Annotated in this window: 15 protein-coding genes; all 15 read left to right on the top strand. The window is 32.6% G+C overall.

What is annotated here, in order from left to right; all coding sequences use genetic code 11:
- On the top strand, window positions 1-225 hold a 225-nt coding region (locus tag AC23MB_RS13895; RefSeq protein ID WP_487787587.1), incomplete at its 5' end, for a hypothetical protein.
- Complete coding sequence (locus tag AC23MB_RS13890) at window positions 164-1,267, top strand: adenine-specific methyltransferase EcoRI family protein (protein ID WP_487787586.1); 1,104 nt, start codon at window positions 164-166, stop codon at window positions 1,265-1,267. The genes AC23MB_RS13895 and AC23MB_RS13890, both read left to right, overlap by 62 nt.
- Window positions 1,268-2,431, top strand: coding sequence for an HNH endonuclease family protein (locus AC23MB_RS13885; protein WP_487787585.1), 1,164 nt, complete (start codon window positions 1,268-1,270; stop codon window positions 2,429-2,431).
- A gap of 477 nt (window positions 2,432-2,908) precedes the next feature.
- The gene (locus AC23MB_RS13880; protein ID WP_089766264.1) at window positions 2,909-3,766 is read left to right on the top strand and encodes a vWA domain-containing protein; all 858 of its coding nucleotides are present in this window, start codon (window positions 2,909-2,911) and stop codon (window positions 3,764-3,766) included.
- A gap of 3 nt (window positions 3,767-3,769) precedes the next feature.
- Window positions 3,770-4,921 (top strand): hypothetical protein, encoded by a 1,152-nt coding sequence (locus AC23MB_RS13875; protein ID WP_487787584.1) that lies wholly within the window; start codon window positions 3,770-3,772, stop codon window positions 4,919-4,921.
- 3 nt (window positions 4,922-4,924) lie between these two features.
- Window positions 4,925-5,938, top strand: coding sequence for a protein kinase domain-containing protein (locus tag AC23MB_RS13870; protein ID WP_487787583.1), 1,014 nt, complete (start codon window positions 4,925-4,927; stop codon window positions 5,936-5,938).
- Window positions 5,939-5,940: 2 nt separating this feature from the next.
- Window positions 5,941-6,510 carry a phospholipase D-like domain-containing protein gene (locus AC23MB_RS13865; protein ID WP_487787582.1) on the top strand — a complete coding sequence of 190 codons (570 nt, stop codon included), beginning with the start codon at window positions 5,941-5,943 and terminating at the stop codon, window positions 6,508-6,510.
- Window positions 6,511-6,512: 2 nt separating this feature from the next.
- Entirely contained in the window at window positions 6,513-8,303 is a 1,791-nt protein-coding gene (locus AC23MB_RS13860) for a protein kinase domain-containing protein (protein ID WP_487787581.1), read from the top strand.
- The gene (locus tag AC23MB_RS13855) at window positions 8,300-8,917 is read left to right on the top strand and encodes a hypothetical protein (RefSeq protein ID WP_487787580.1); all 618 of its coding nucleotides are present in this window, start codon (window positions 8,300-8,302) and stop codon (window positions 8,915-8,917) included. Before AC23MB_RS13860 ends, AC23MB_RS13855 begins: the two co-directional genes overlap by 4 nt.
- On the top strand, window positions 8,874-10,310 hold the full coding sequence (locus tag AC23MB_RS13850; RefSeq protein ID WP_487787579.1) for a DUF4407 domain-containing protein: 1,437 nt from the start codon (window positions 8,874-8,876) through the stop codon (window positions 10,308-10,310). Before AC23MB_RS13855 ends, AC23MB_RS13850 begins: the two co-directional genes overlap by 44 nt.
- A 33-nt stretch (window positions 10,311-10,343) precedes the next feature.
- On the top strand, window positions 10,344-11,183 hold the full coding sequence (locus AC23MB_RS13845) for a BRO-N domain-containing protein (protein ID WP_487787578.1): 840 nt from the start codon (window positions 10,344-10,346) through the stop codon (window positions 11,181-11,183).
- Window positions 11,184-11,563: 380 nt separating this feature from the next.
- Complete coding sequence (locus tag AC23MB_RS13840; RefSeq protein WP_091147471.1) at window positions 11,564-12,427, top strand: AadS family aminoglycoside 6-adenylyltransferase; 864 nt, start codon at window positions 11,564-11,566, stop codon at window positions 12,425-12,427.
- Window positions 12,428-12,585: 158 nt separating this feature from the next.
- Entirely contained in the window at window positions 12,586-13,314 is a 729-nt protein-coding gene (locus AC23MB_RS13835) for a DUF6597 domain-containing transcriptional factor (protein WP_487787577.1), read from the top strand.
- A 29-nt stretch (window positions 13,315-13,343) separates the two neighbouring features.
- Entirely contained in the window at window positions 13,344-13,745 is a 402-nt protein-coding gene (locus AC23MB_RS13830; RefSeq protein WP_487787576.1) for a VOC family protein, read from the top strand.
- Between the two features lie 226 nt (window positions 13,746-13,971).
- A complete protein-coding gene (locus tag AC23MB_RS13825; RefSeq protein WP_487787575.1) occupies window positions 13,972-15,039 on the top strand; it encodes a hypothetical protein in 1,068 nt (355 codons plus the stop codon).
- Window positions 15,040-15,296 lie beyond the last annotated feature (257 nt).

Below are 15,296 nucleotides of genomic sequence, written 5' to 3'. Positions count from 1 at the left end.
ATGGGTTTTGCAAAATTACGCCTCCAAAGCTATGGCAGCCTCGTTTTTGGCGTAACTTCGCAAAGCCCTTTCCCGTTAGCAGCAAAGCTAGCGGAACGGCTTCGAAACAAAACTTCGTCCGACAAACAAATTCCGTTCAGACTTCGTGTGCTGACGGGAAAGGATGGCGGAAAAAACAACGAAGAACAGCAATTTAACAAAAGCGAAGAACACAAAAAACGATGAATTTTACACTCAATATTTCGATATTGAACGTGAAATCAATTCGTATTTAGAATACAATCCAAACGTATTTCAAGGTAAAACAATTTTACTTCCGTGTGACGACCCAGAATGGAGCAACTTTACTAAATTCTTTGCACAGAATTTTGAAAACTTTGGACTAAAAAAACTCATCAGTACCAGTTTTGCACCTCATAGCAAACTTTACAAAGGTGGCTATCAGCCTACTCTATTTGAAACTGAAAATCCTCAATTCGACAAAAATAAAACCGTAACCAACGGCAAAATTTTTATTCTTGACCAAGACAAAAATAAAGACGGAAAAATTGACGTAAACGATTTGGAATGGGAATATCTTGAAGGCGATGGCGATTTCAAAAGTGAAGAAATTAAAAAAATCCGCAATAAAGCTGATATCATTATTACCAACCCTCCATTTTCTCTTTTTCGTGAGTTTTTAAATTGGATAGTCGAAGCTGACAAACAGTTTGTAATCATCGGAAGTATGAATGCCATAACTTACAAAGAGGTTTTTTCGCTACTTAAAGAAGATAAAATATGGTTAGGAAACGGATTTAAAGCTGGCAACGCCTATTTCGCTTCTCCAATAAATAACGATTATGCTGATGGAGTTTATGACACAGAAACTGGATTAGTAAAATTCAGAAATTGCTGTTGGTACACAAACATAGACCACGGAAAAAGACATCAACCATTAGCATTAATGACAATGGCTGACAATTTGAAATTTAGCAAACACAAGGATATAAAAGAAAATGGTTATCAAACTTATGATAACTACAAAGCAATTGATATTTCATTTACAGATGCTATTCCAAGCGACTACAACGGTATTATGGGAGTTCCAATTAGTTTTCTGGATAAATATTCTCCCGAACAATTTGAAATTATTGGAAGTGATTATGATGTGAAAGATGGAAAATTACCGGAATTGATTAACCAAGATTGGATTGGAAAACTTGACCGTGGATACATTAACGGAAAAAGAATTTATAGCAGAGTGCTTATCAAACACAGAAACTAAATGAAAACAACTTTACAAACAGAAATTACCATAAAAGATATTTGCGATGGATTCGTTTACAACGAATTAGAAGGCAAAGGTTTGTTTGGTTTGTCGGGCAAACTGACCATTCAACCCGAATACCAACGAAATTATATTTACGCAGACGGAAAACGTGATGTTGCCGTAATTGAAAGTATTTTAAATGGTTATCCGCTGGGCTTGATTTATTTCAACAAAATCAATGATGATAATCTTGAAGTGTTAGACGGACAGCAACGAATTACAAGTATCGGACGATTTTTAACCAACAAATTCGCCATAAAAGACGAAAACGGAATGCAACAATATTTTAGCAGTTTAGCAACCGAACTTCAAAATAAAATATTGCACACAAAATTACTTATTTACGAATGCGAGGGAACAGAACCCGAAATAAAAGAATGGTTTAAAACTATCAATATTGCAGGCGTTCCGCTCAACAATCAAGAACTTTTAAACGCTGTTTATTCTGGTCCGTTTGTTACGCTTGGAAAAGAAGAATTTAGCAACAGCCAAAACGCAAATATTCAAAAATGGAGTGCTTATGTATCGGGAAGTGCCAACCGACAAGAGTTTTTAGAACGTGCTTTAGATTGGGTCAGTAAGGGTCAGATCGATGATTATATGAGCCGACATCGCTTCGACGATAACATAAACGAACTCAAAAACTACTTTAACAGCGTGATAGATTGGGCTTCAACCGTTTTTACAGATGTGGAAACCGAAATGCGAGGTTTAGAATGGGGACGACTTTATGAAACTTATCGAAAACAGCCGTACAATCCGCAAAAAGTATCGGAACAAGTTCGAGAACTTTATGCAGACAGTTATGTAAAAAACCGAAAAGGTGTTTTTGAATTTATTTTGGGCGGTTCGACTGATTTTAAATTGCTTGACGTTCGAGTATTTGACGAAGCAACCAAAAAATCGGTTTACGCAAAACAAACCAACGAAGCCGAGAAAAACGGAACTTCAAATTGTTCACTTTGTAGCATTGGACACGATGCCAACAAAACCAAAATTTGGAGTTTAAAAGATATGGATGCCGACCACGTTACAGCGTGGAGCAAAGGCGGAACAACCGACATAAAAAACTGTGAAATGCTTTGTAAAACGCATAACCGAGCGAAAGGAAACAGATAGCTCTGCTGCTAACAAGGGTTTTGCAAAATGGCGGGGTTAAGTCTAAATTGAAAGTTTGTGCATTTTAATCCGCAAAAGCCAATTTTATTGGCTTTTTTTCATAAATTAGCAAATAAAAATTGGCTTTTGCTACGTTCCGTCTAAATCGAAACTTTCGGCTTCGATTTTCCGCCACTTCGCAAAGCCCCGAACCGTTACCTGCAAGCCGATTTGAACAGCCGTACTAAATTGAAACTTCGGGAAAACAAACAACAACGAATGAAATTATTTTTATTTTTTTTGCCAACACACATTTTAAAACAATTTTAGCCAACGCACAAATGGCACATTTGGTTTTTGTCAACACGCAAGCCAACGCTTCAAAAAACCAAAAGAGCCATTTTTTTGCCAACGCCAAAAAACAGATTACGGAAAACCGTAATTAACAGAAGATATATTTTGATAAATTTGAAATTTAACTATAAAACAGAATAAATTATGAGTAACAATTCAAAACAATGGAGTTCAGCAAATCCTGGTTACATAATTTTTCTCATTGACCAATCAGGTTCTATGGGAGAAGATTATACAGGAGGAAAGAACAAAGCAGAGTTTACCTCTCTAGTTATCAATAGAACAATTAATGACTTAATTTTCACTAATAGTGCTGGAGATAAAATCAAAGATAGAGTGTTTATATCCCTTATTGGTTATGGTGGAAAAGGTGGTAATTCAGTAGATGATATTCGTTCTGACTATTTAAGTGCTTTTGCTGATAGTCCTTTAAGAATTGAGAAAATAAAAAAGAAAGTTTCTGACGGAGCGGGAGGTTTAGTTGAAATTGAGGAAGAAATGGCTATGTATGTTGAACCTACTTGCCCACGAAATGGATTAACACCAATGGCAGAAGCTCTTGATTTTGCAAAGCAACTCATAGAAGGTTGGATAACTAAAAAACCTGACAATCCTGCACCCGTAATTATAAATGTTTCGGACGGAATGCCATATACAGGAAGTAATCCAATAGACGATATTGAAAAAACAATATCAACCGCAAACAGTATTATGAATATCAATACTGGAGATGGAAATCCTCTAATTTTCAATGTCCATTTAGGACAACCACCATTCAACGAAACAAAGTTTTCCTCAACTGAAAACGAAGTTTCAGACGAAGAAGGAAAAATACTTTTCAAAATTTCAAGTAAAGTACCTGAAACATATCGTGAAGCCGCAAGAAAACACGAATTTGTAACAGACGTAGATTCAAGAGGTTTTGTTTCAAATGCTGGTCCCGAAACTCTTATTAAGTTTATCAATTTTGGTTCATCTGGAGGAACAGACAGAATTATTTAAGAAATGAAAATCAATATAAAAGGATTTATAACGAGTAAGAAATCAGAATTGTATTCAGATTGTGCGGATAATTATGCAGTAAACACTCAACATCATAAGTTTTCTATTTCTGATGGAGTTTCAAAGTCTTTCTTCCCAAAAATTTGGTCGGATATTTTAGTAAATAAATATGTCAATCAAAAAGATTGGAAAGATAACAATGAATTTATTGTTGAAAGTCAAAAAGAATGGCAATCCAAAATTGATGAAATTGTAAATCAACCAGAAACCAAATGGTTTACAAAATCTCAATACAATAGAAAAGACCCTGCATTGGCAACATTGGTCGGACTTCAATTTTTAGAATCTGACCAAAAATGGATTGCACAAGCATTAGGAGATAGTTTTTTGTTTTTCATTCCAAAGGGTTCAACGGAGATTGAAATTAAATTATCCACTAAACCCGAACCTATTGTATTTGACAACTTCCCTGATTATTTATCAAGTATTGGAAGTTCTCATAAAGGAGAAAAAAAATCAATTAAAGGAGAAAAAATAAAGGAAGGAACTTTTTATTTAATGACCGATGCCCTTGCTGAATGGTTTTTATTAAATACAGAACAAGCCAAACAGACACTTGACAACATCAAAACCCAAGAACAATATCTTGAAACAATTGCAAATGAAAGAAATGTAAACCGATTAAATGACGATGATTCCGCAATTTTGATACTTGAACTTTTTGACGATGGCAAAAAAGAATTTTCCTATTCTAATATCGAAGTAACTTTTTTGTCAGAGCTTGTTAAAGAAGAAGCGGAGAAACTTGAAGAAGCTAAAAAAAAAGAAGTTTCTTCTCAAGATTCTTTAAATGTAAATGAAGAAGAAAACGGGGAAGAACAATTAACAAAAGAAGAAAATTCTGAAAAAGAGGAAACTAAACAAGTTGAGCAATCAAAGGAGATTAAAGATGAGGAAATTGAAAACTCGGAGCAGAAAATAGAGGGGGAAAAACCGCTTGATGAAAATATAAAAGAAAACACAGCTGAGGGTAATTCGCCTGTCGAAAATGATAGTCTTTCAGAACAAAATCAGAAAGAAGAAAAATCATCTGAACCAATTCAGAAAATAGTTTCCGACAATCCGAAAGCTAAATCAATTTTTGATAAATTCTAACGTATGGCAAATATTTATCCTTCAAGAACTGATATAGTAACAGCAATGCGAAATCCGCAAGTTAGCTTTAAAGCTAGCGAACTCATCGGAGGAACGATTATTCAAAAAGGTTCTCGTGTTATTCAATATTCAGGTGGTTACACAACAGTTTTTCCGTTTCACACAAGCAATTCCCAAAAAGTAGCTGTACGTTGTTGGATTGCCGATATTGGAGATGCCAAGAGAAGAAGTCAGGAAATATCAACTTATTTAGCAAATCTGAACAATTCTTATTTCTGTGATTTTAAATATTTGGAAGAAGCACTTCTTATCAATGGTAAAATCTATCCTATCGTTTTAATGGATTGGGTTGAAGGAAAAACTTTGAAAGATTTTATCAACGATAATATACATTCAAATCCTTCTTCAATTTCAAAAGTACGAGAGAATTTTAAAGAAATGGTTGCATATTTTCATCAGCAAAATATCGCTCACGGAGATTTGCAACACGGAAATATTTTGGTTAATCCCGATTGTAGTTTAACAATTATTGATTACGATTCAATGTATATTAAACCGCTTGAAGGAATGACTGATTCAATTAAAGGTTTGCCCGGTTATCAACATCCATCACGGTCTGCAAATAGGTTTGTAAACCCTAAATTGGATTACTTTTCAGAATTGGTAATTTATTTATCCTTGCTTGTATTTGAAACCCAACCGAATCTGTGGGTAAAATATTATGAAACTGAAGACTTGCTTTTTTCAAAAGAGGATTTCGCTAATGTAAATCAATCGGCTTTAATCAATAGTTTGTTACTCCATAATAATCAAACAGTTGTCGATTTGACTAATAAATTGAAAGAACAGTTATCGAAAAACGACATTCAACAATTAGAACCGTTAGAAAATCTACTGATTGACAGACTTGAAGTTACCAAAGAAAACATAATGGATAAATGGAATAAACAGCCCAATCCGCCAAGTAAAAAAGAAGTAAAACTTCCTGATGCAAACAACATTATGAATAAGTTTTAACAATGACGGAGGTTTATTTTGAAGATATACACAATCAAATCATCAATCAAATTTCGGCTTCAAACGAAAGTCTGAAAATTTGTGTTGCGTGGTTTACTGATGTTGAAATCTACCAAAGTATTATTCAGGCTCAAAACAGAGGTGTTCAGGTTTATATCATAGTAGCAAATCACGAGTTCAACAAAAATTCACGAGTTGATTTTAAAGAATTGTTGCAAAATAAAGGATATGTAGGATATATCGGCAATATCAACGATGGCTCAAAAGACAGATTTATGCACAATAAATTTTGCATTGTTGATGATTTTACAGTAATAACGGGCTCATATAATTGGACATTTAAAGCAAGATTAAATGATGAAAACATCATCATTATTAAAAATCAGCCAAATATTATTTCTCAATTCAACAACAAGTTTGAAAGCATAAAACCTCAATATGGTTTTGCTATAAAAGGAAACGAAGTAACGCTATTGCCTATTGAAGAAATTATGGCAAAATGGGATAAGCCAACAGAAACTAAATCTGTGATTAGAGAAAATAAAACTAAATCAATTTTTGACAAATTTTAAGAATGGCAATTGAAATGCAACATATTGAAACAGCAGTAAAAAATTTGGAGATTTTTCTAAAAATACCCGAACTTAAAGGTGCTGTTCCAAGAAAAAAGAAAGACGGAAGTTTATTTAAATATGTAGGTGGCTTCAATATGGTGTTTCAATTGGAGCATCAAAATAAAAAATGGGCTTTTAGGGTCTGGCACGTTCCTATGGGAGAACATACAGACCGTTACCGAAAAATATCAAAATATCTTTCTGAAAAGAAACTACCCTATTTTGCTGATTTTATCTATGATGAAAAAGGAATTTTAGTTAATGGAAATCTACTCGATACTATCCGAATGGAATGGCTCGATGGAAAATTGCTAAAAGAATATCTTGAAGAAAATTTAGGCAACAAAAACAAACTAACTAAACTTGCTAATGATTTTCTGGAAATGTGTAAAACTCTACGAGATAATAAGATTTCTCACGGAGATTTGCAAGAAGGAAATATTTTGATTGACCGAAATGGAAACATCAAACTTGTAGATTATGATTCTATTTGTATTCCTGAAATTGAGGGGCAAAAAGAATTAGTTACAGGATTAAAAGGTTATCAACATCCTTCTCGTTTCAAAGCGGGAAAAGCGTCTTTAAAAGCGGATTATTTTTCAGAATTGGTAATCTATCTTTCAATACTTGCTCTTTCTGAAAACTCAAATTTATGGAACAAGTATCAGGTGAAAGATACTCAATACTTATTGTTTACTGAAACCGACTTTGAAGATTTTGCAAATGCTAAAATCTATAATGATTTACAAAAGCTATCTAATTCTATCAAAAGTCTGACAAGAATTTTGAACAGCTATTTATCGGAAAATAATTATCTTAATCTTACGTCTTTTGAACATTTTTTAAAAGCACCTAAAATAATCAATTTTGGCTCGAATGAAAAGGAAGTTCTAAAAGGGAAAACTATTGAATTATCGTGGAATATTGAGAATTATGATAAAATTTCAATAAACAATGGTGTCGGAAATGTAACAGGAAAGCATTCTATTTCTGTTTCGCCAACCAATACAGCTACATACAAGTTACTTGCAGAAAATGCCTTTGATAAAACAGAAAATGAACTAAACATAACCGTTCTTCCTCTTCCAAACATTAAAGAATTTCGTTCCAAGCAACAAAAGATAGAATTTGGGAAAGAAACACAATTAGTTTGGGATATTGAAAATGCAGAAAAAGTAGAACTGCATTATGCTGGTAATATGGAAGTAGTTGGCAACAAAGGAGAAAAAAACATATCACCTACAGACCACACCAATTACAAACTTATTGTTACTGCATTAGACGGAGTTACAAAAGAAGAAAAAGAAATTACGATTCAAGTTTTCAAAAGAGTTGAAATCAAAAGGTTTGCTTCTGATTTGGAATTTGTTGTAGAAAGTTTGCCAATAAAATTAAGTTGGGACATTGAAAATGCTTCCACGATTATAATCGAAGACAACTTCGGAACTCAAACAGAAGTAACGAATGACAACAAACTGGAAATTTCCGCAAAAAGAAATACGAGATTTTTCAAAATCATTGCTTCTGACCCACTTGGAAATCATATTGAAAAGAGAATTGATATTACAGTAGATGAAAGACCAAGAATAAATATCAATTTACCCAAAATAGAACTTCCTCATCTTGATTTATCTTTTGGGCAAAAGGTATTGGAGAATACTTCATTTGAGTTAGCATTCAAAGAAGCTAAAAAAGAACAAAAGCCTTTTAATCCATTTAGAAAATTAGTAAATTTTTTATACGACAAATGATAGGCTTAGCTTTTCTAAAATTATCAGCTTTTGATAAAACGATATTGGAAGAATGTCCGACAATGCAGTACGGAGCTTCTTTCATTAAGTATATTGCTTGGTTTCAGATAGCAATTTCATTTTTTGCAGGTTGGGTAGCCTTTTCTTTATTCAATTTTTCATACACCATACTGAATATGCTTTTGGCTATTTGCTTTTCATTTATTCATTTTGTGATGATAAAAAAAATTGACAAATGGTTACACCAATACAGAAAATGGGGTACTATTCTAACTATTACTTTTTTCGTTTGTGTTATAGCTTTTTTACAAACTGTTGTTATAGGAAATTTTCTTTTCAAAACAGAATTTGAAATTCATTCAATCCTGAACCATCAACAAATACCTGAATATTGGTTGGATAAGACGATTTACTATTTAAAAAAGCCATTTTACATCTTTTCGTTCAGAAACAATATTGTTTCTATGATGTCAATTGCTGTATTCATTATCACATTATTTATAGGAATATTGCCATTTGGACTAACTTTTTTTTATCGTAAATCAAAATACTACCCTACTCAAAAACTAATTGAAAACTTTAAGACAGAACATGAGCGAATCACTAAAAAATAAAGAACACAAATACACACAAATTCAATATTTCTTCTGGTTATTTTCAGGAGCAGAAATCAATATACTGAAAGATTGCCCTACCGATTATAATCGACAAGCGGGCATTGGTTTTACCATTTTTATGACCACCTTATTTGCAATGTTTGCAGGAGGTTATGCTGGTTGGTATTTTAGTAAAAGTATTCTTGTCGCAATTGTTTTTGCAATTATTTGGGGAATGTTGATTTTTAGTATTGATAGAACATTAGTCGTAACACTAAAAAAAGACCCCGACAATCCTAAACAAAATTTTTGGGTACAGTTTGGAGGTCGTGCAGTTCTTGCTGGATTAATTGCATTTATCATTTCTATACCACTTGAATTGCTGATTTTTAGAGATAAAATTGAAGAACAAAAAATGATAGACAAGGAAACTACAATTCTTGAATATCGTGATTTAATGGGAGATTCTAAAGGAATCAATGCGGATAAAGACTTAGAAAGCTTAGCGACAACCTCTGCTAATAAAGCAAGAGAGAACGCTAAAAACTGTAACACAGACCCTATTTATAGTAATTTAGAAACTCAAAGAAAACAATTAGAATCAGAGTGGAAATCAAAACGAAATAATAGGGATGCTGTAATAAACAAATACAATAGTCTATTGAGAACAGACCAGCCTAACACTGCTTCTGCATATCGAAGAAGTGCTACTTATCAAAACGCTGTTGCTAATTTCAGCAAAGTAAATAATGAGTATCAGAAGATTCTTCAAGAACAAAGTAAAAGATGTGCTGAATATGTAAATGAACAGAACAAAATTGCAATAGAGCAAGAGTCAAACGCTTCCGAATTAACTAAAAATGTTTTGGAAAAAAGTAAAACTGCGGATAAAATGGCAAATACGTTAGATTCTTTACAGCAGGAAAGTTTTATCAGAGATTACATTGCTTTAGAAAATGCTGCGAAACGAAAAATTACATACATCGCAGATTCTACACAAATAAACAATGGTACAGTAGAAGCTCCAATCTATAAAACCAACTATATCAAAAGGACGAAATATGCTAACGATGGTATGCTTTTCTTCTTATGGCTTGTGAGAATTTTGTTTTTTGTTATTGAAATATTACCCACAATGGCCAAAATAGCAACACCTGCTGGTGCTTATGATAGAGCCATTAAAAAAAGAGAAGATGACTATGCTCTCGAATTAGAAGAACGTACACAAGATTACCTTACAAAACAACAAGAAATTAGAGATAAAAAGCATCAAGATGAACTATTATTGCTAAATGATAAGTCAGAAATAGAAAGAAAACTACAAAAAGAGATTTTAGAGAGTGCTGCTGAAGCACAAAATGCTGTTGCTTTAAAAACTATTGAAGAGTTCAAGAAAAAGCATAATACATAGATTTTGAAAGTATTATTTTGATAAATTTGCTCTATGGGCAATATCAAATTATTTGAGAGCAAACAAATACGTTCCACTTGGAATGAAGCAGAAGAAAAATGGTATTTTTCTGTTCAAGACGTAGTTGAAGTTTTAACTGAAAGTGCTGACGTAAAACAATATATCAAAAGAATGTTGAGCCGTGACGAACAGCTAAAATGCAACTGGGGTACAATTTGTACCCTAGTTGAAATGACTGCCGCAGACGGTAAAAAACGTAAAATACAAGCATCTGACACTAAAGGATTATTGAGAATCATACAATCCATTCCCTCTCCAAAAGCAGAACCTTTTAAACTTTGGTTGGCACAAGTAGGTGCTGACCGTTTGGACGAAATCGAAAATCCAGAATTGGCTACTCAACGAACAAGAGAATTGTACAAACTAAAAGGCTATTCGGACGATTGGATTGAAAAACGTATGCGAAGCATTGCTATTCGTGAAGAATTAACAGACGAATGGAAAAACAGAGGAGTAAAAGAACAAATAGAATACGCTATTCTGACCGCAGAAATTTCTAAAGCAACATTTGGACTTACACCATCGGAATATAAAAAAGTAAAAGGACTAAAAAGCCAAAATTTGCGTGACCATATGACTGACCTTGAGTTGATTTTTTCAATGTTAGGCGAAGCATCTACAACCGCAATAGTAAAGACACAAAACCCAAAAGGATTTCAAGAAAACCAAAAAGCCGCTAAACAAGGCGGAGCTGTTGCAGGAAATGCAAGAAAAGAACTGGAAAGTAAAACTGGACAAAAAGTTGTATCAAATCAAAACTATCTTCCTGAAAAGAAGAAAAAGCAAATAGGTAAAAAAGATAATAACGAATAGCCCAACGCTAAAGCAAGCACATTTGCAATTCGCACAAGCCAACACACAAAGCCAAAATTGCAAAAGAGCTTGCTTTTCCAACCTGAAAAAATTGTTTTAAATTTTGCCAACGCTTCAAAAAAATAAAAATAAACAGATAAGCATAACGAAAACACGGCCAGCAGGTAACAAAGGTTTTGCAAAAGAGCGGGTTAAGTGGTTAATTCAAGGTTTGTGCATTTAATCCGCAAAATCATTTTTTATTTGCTTTTAAACTGTAAATTAGCAAATAGAAAAATGGTTTTGCTACTTCTGTGCTAAATTGAAAGGTCAGTCTTTCTAATCCGCTCCTTCGCAAAGCCTCGAAACGTTGTACGACATAGTAAAAGAAACTGCACGAAATGAAAGTCAGAGAAGAAAAGCTAAAATCAATTATTGAGTGGTCGGAAAAAAATGAAGACGTAAGAGTTCTCCTACTAACGAGTTCACTTGCAAATCCTTTTGCACCTGTTGACGAATTTAGCGACTTAGATATTGAATTTATTTTTGAGAATAATTCAAACTACATTTCAGACAAAAGCTGGATATTAAACTTCGGAAATCCAATCGCAATGGTTGAAGAAGACGAAAGCTACTTCGATTATAAACACGCGATGAAAATGGTTTTGTATGAAGATTATGTAAAAGTTGATTTCAAACTGTATAGCGTCCCTGATTTTTTAGAGGAAATAAACCAAGATGAATTGTGTGAAGATTGGGACATCGGCTATAAAGTTTTGATTGATAAAGACTGCATCACACAGAATATGAAAGAGCCCACTTATCGGGTTTCCATCATTAAAAAACCTACAGAACAGAAATTCAGGCAGACGTTAAATGATTTTTGGTGGGATACTACATACTTGGCTAAAAGCCTTGTAAGAGATGAATTATTTTACGCGAAATTTATGTCGGAAAACAATATTCGAACGGACTATTTAATCCCTCTAATTGAATGGCATATTGCTAGTCAGCACGATTGGAGCATAACAACCAATAAGTTTGGAAGACTCTTTAAAAAACTTCTCACCCCTGAAATGTGGAGCAAAATAGAACAGACATTTTCAGGAAGCAACATAAAGGAAAATTGGACTGCCCTATTTTCAATGGCTGATTTAGTTTCAGAAATAGGAACTGAATTGTCGAAAAAATTAGATTACAAATACCCTGATAAATTAGAAAAAGACATACGAAAATATTTAACCGAACTAAAAACCAAAACATAACTACGTCGTACAACAGCGGTTTGGCGTGATTGCGAATTTAGTGGTAAATTCAAGTTTACGTTTCGCAAGAAATTTAAAATTTAACAGAAAATAATCAGTTCCGTACTTCGCAAACACGCCAAGCCCCGAAACGTTAGCTGTAATTGTAACCCACCGCAATGCCATACCAAGAAATCAAAACAGAAAATCCGAATTTATTGAATTTCATAAAATGTTTTTGGTATTCTGCAACAACTAAAAATGTAGAACATACCATTTTACCAAACGGATATATTGATTTGATCATTTCGCCAAACAACACGAAAATCACAGGAATTTGGACAAAACCTATCAATGTACAATACGAAGAGAATACATTTGTATTTGGAGTTCGTTTCAAACTTTTGATAGCAGAAATTTTCACAGACATTGACTTTAAATCTATTCTCAATTCGCACCAAATTCTGCCAACAGATTATTTCAAAAACGAAAAAATCAATCTTGAAAATTTAGAATTGTTCTCATCTCAAATGGAAGAAATAATTTTAGAATTAGCCAATAATCAAAAAACAATTCAAGAAAACAAAATCAGACTTTTTCAAGAAATTTTCAAAAAGGAAACCTTTAGCGTTTCGGAAATTTCTCAAAAAACTTTTTGGACTTCACGACAAATAAACCGCTATTTCAACACTCGCTTCGGAACTTCCTTAAAAACATATCTCAATATAATTCGATGCAACTCATCTTATAGAAACATTGCCAACAAGACAATAAACACCCCCGTTGAATACTTTGACAAATCACATTTCATCAAAGAAATCAAAGCATTTACAACACATTCACCAAAAGAATTGTACGAAAATAAAAACGACCGATTTTTACAATTAACTACGCTCAAAGAAAATTAACTTTGTAGTCAAAATTTAAAAACAGAAAAATGGTAAAATTTGGATACACAATATTCTACGTTGAAGATGTAAAAAAATCAATTGAGTTTTATAAAAACGCATTCGGTTTTGAAGAAAAGTTCATAACTCCTGAAAACGATTATGGAGAACTCAAAACCGGAGAAACTACAATCTCTTTTGCTTCAAGAGAATTGGGAAATACCAACTTTAAAAATGGATTTATAGAAAGTTCAATAAACAACAAACCGTTTGGAAATCAAATTTCTTTAACGACAGATAATGTTAATGAAGTGCTTGAACGAGCGTTAAAAAATGGAGCAATTTTAGTTGAAAACCCTACGACAAAACCTTGGGGACAAACAGTTTCATATATCCGAGATATTGATGGTTTCATTGTTGAGATTTGTACACCAATTCCAACAAACGAATAAAAACAACTACAGCTAACAAGCAGTTTGGCAAAAGAGCGGAGTTCACGGATAATTGAAACTTTCTACAAATAAATCCGCAAAAACCATTTTTCTTTTGCTCTTTTTTGTAATTTAGCAAAAAGAAAAAATGGTTTTGCTAACGTTGGTGCAAAGTTGAAAGTTTCGTCCTTTTAATCCGCTCCTTCGCCAAGCTGCCAAACCGTTAGCTGTAATTTTATTAAATTGTATGGAATATTTATTTTATGAATTAACTACTGGTAATAGTTTTAGAAAAGAAAAATATTTTGATATTGAAGGACTCGTGATAAAGGAAACTACATGGTCGGTAGATGCTGCTTCAGGTGAATTTTCGGAAGTAATTAACTATGAATATGATAAATCTAAAAGGATAATCAAAAAAAATAATCAAATTATTGAATATTTTGAATGGGGTAAGAGAGAAACCATAATTGCAGAGGAGGATTTCACCGATTATTCAGTAGATCCATTTATGAAATATAGAAAGGGTGATTTATTATCAATAAGAGAAACAAGAAATTTTGGACTTACTGATATTGTTGAAAGCATAAAGGAAAGTGATTTTACAAATAATACGATAAATATAACATATTTTATATACAACGAAGATAAAAAGCTTTCAGAAGTTTTAGAATACTCAAATAATTTACAAACATTAAGAATTGTTTCAAAATATTTTGGAGATTTTGAGGTCAAATATTTTTATAAAGTCGATAATGACATTGAAAGTTTAGAAAAAGTTCAGATATCAAATTGCGAAGAAGGGAATTCGAAGCCTAAGTTGGAACTTATGCGTTTAGATAATGATTTTTATATTGATAATTTTTCATTAATTGAAATGGATGAAAATGAAACCCAAATAATTTCATATAGTTTGCCAATTCAATTCAAAATAATTGACCATAAGCAAGAATTTAATTTTTATTCAGAAGGCCAATTATCAAACCAAATTCCTACATTTTATGAAAATTTATTTTTAGTGGAAAAGAATAATGGCAATTTTAATGTTTACCTCAAAAAGTATTATTATTCAGATAGTTTATTCGATAGAAATACTAAATTTAATTATAAGCAAATCAACATTAGTCCTCCAAACATCATCAATAGAAAAAAAACTATTAGTAAGTACTTGTCAGTGGAGGATCGCGAACTTTTCGATCAAAATGTAGTTGGATACTCTAGAACTGAAACAAATAGTATGTACTTTGTAGATGAAAAGGAAATTCTTTCAAAAAAAATGAAGACAACAAAATTCTATAAGAAAAACTACAGCTAACATTGTATTGGCAAAAAACGGGGTGAATATTGTTTTTGAGAATTCGGTTAACAATATCCGCAAAAATGCTTTTCATATTTCTTTTTTTATTAATTTAGAAATATGAAAAAGCATTTTGCTCAGGTTCGGTCTTCCTTTGAAATCCTTTGCAAAGTAGCCCGTCCTTCGCCAATACTTTTTCCGTTATCTGCAATAATATTACAGCATTATGTTTGAATTAGGCTTCACTTTTGAACATTTACAAAAAAACAACAAAG

This window comes from Soonwooa sp. T0.1_25 (genome assembly GCF_057652215.1).
Note: the sequence above shows the minus strand (reverse complement) of the source record. Positions and strands in the feature narration are given on the sequence as shown.

Excerpts from the sequence above, each read along its gene's own strand:
- AC23MB_RS13890 (WP_487787586.1), top strand. The coding sequence starts at position 164 with ATGGCGGAAAAAACAACGAAGAACAGCAATTTAACAAAAGCGAAGAAC.
- AC23MB_RS13885 (WP_487787585.1), top strand. The coding sequence starts at position 1,268 with ATGAAAACAACTTTACAAACAGAAATTACCATAAAAGATATTTGCGAT.
- AC23MB_RS13880 (WP_089766264.1), top strand. The coding sequence starts at position 2,909 with ATGAGTAACAATTCAAAACAATGGAGTTCAGCAAATCCTGGTTACATA.
- AC23MB_RS13875 (WP_487787584.1), top strand. The coding sequence starts at position 3,770 with ATGAAAATCAATATAAAAGGATTTATAACGAGTAAGAAATCAGAATTG.
- AC23MB_RS13870 (WP_487787583.1), top strand. The coding sequence starts at position 4,925 with ATGGCAAATATTTATCCTTCAAGAACTGATATAGTAACAGCAATGCGA.
- AC23MB_RS13865 (WP_487787582.1), top strand. The coding sequence starts at position 5,941 with ATGACGGAGGTTTATTTTGAAGATATACACAATCAAATCATCAATCAA.
- AC23MB_RS13860 (WP_487787581.1), top strand. The coding sequence starts at position 6,513 with ATGGCAATTGAAATGCAACATATTGAAACAGCAGTAAAAAATTTGGAG.
- AC23MB_RS13855 (WP_487787580.1), top strand. The coding sequence starts at position 8,300 with ATGATAGGCTTAGCTTTTCTAAAATTATCAGCTTTTGATAAAACGATA.
- AC23MB_RS13845 (WP_487787578.1), top strand. The coding sequence starts at position 10,344 with ATGGGCAATATCAAATTATTTGAGAGCAAACAAATACGTTCCACTTGG.
- AC23MB_RS13840 (WP_091147471.1), top strand. The coding sequence starts at position 11,564 with ATGAAAGTCAGAGAAGAAAAGCTAAAATCAATTATTGAGTGGTCGGAA.
- AC23MB_RS13835 (WP_487787577.1), top strand. The coding sequence starts at position 12,586 with ATGCCATACCAAGAAATCAAAACAGAAAATCCGAATTTATTGAATTTC.
- AC23MB_RS13830 (WP_487787576.1), top strand. The coding sequence starts at position 13,344 with ATGGTAAAATTTGGATACACAATATTCTACGTTGAAGATGTAAAAAAA.
- AC23MB_RS13825 (WP_487787575.1), top strand. The coding sequence starts at position 13,972 with ATGGAATATTTATTTTATGAATTAACTACTGGTAATAGTTTTAGAAAA.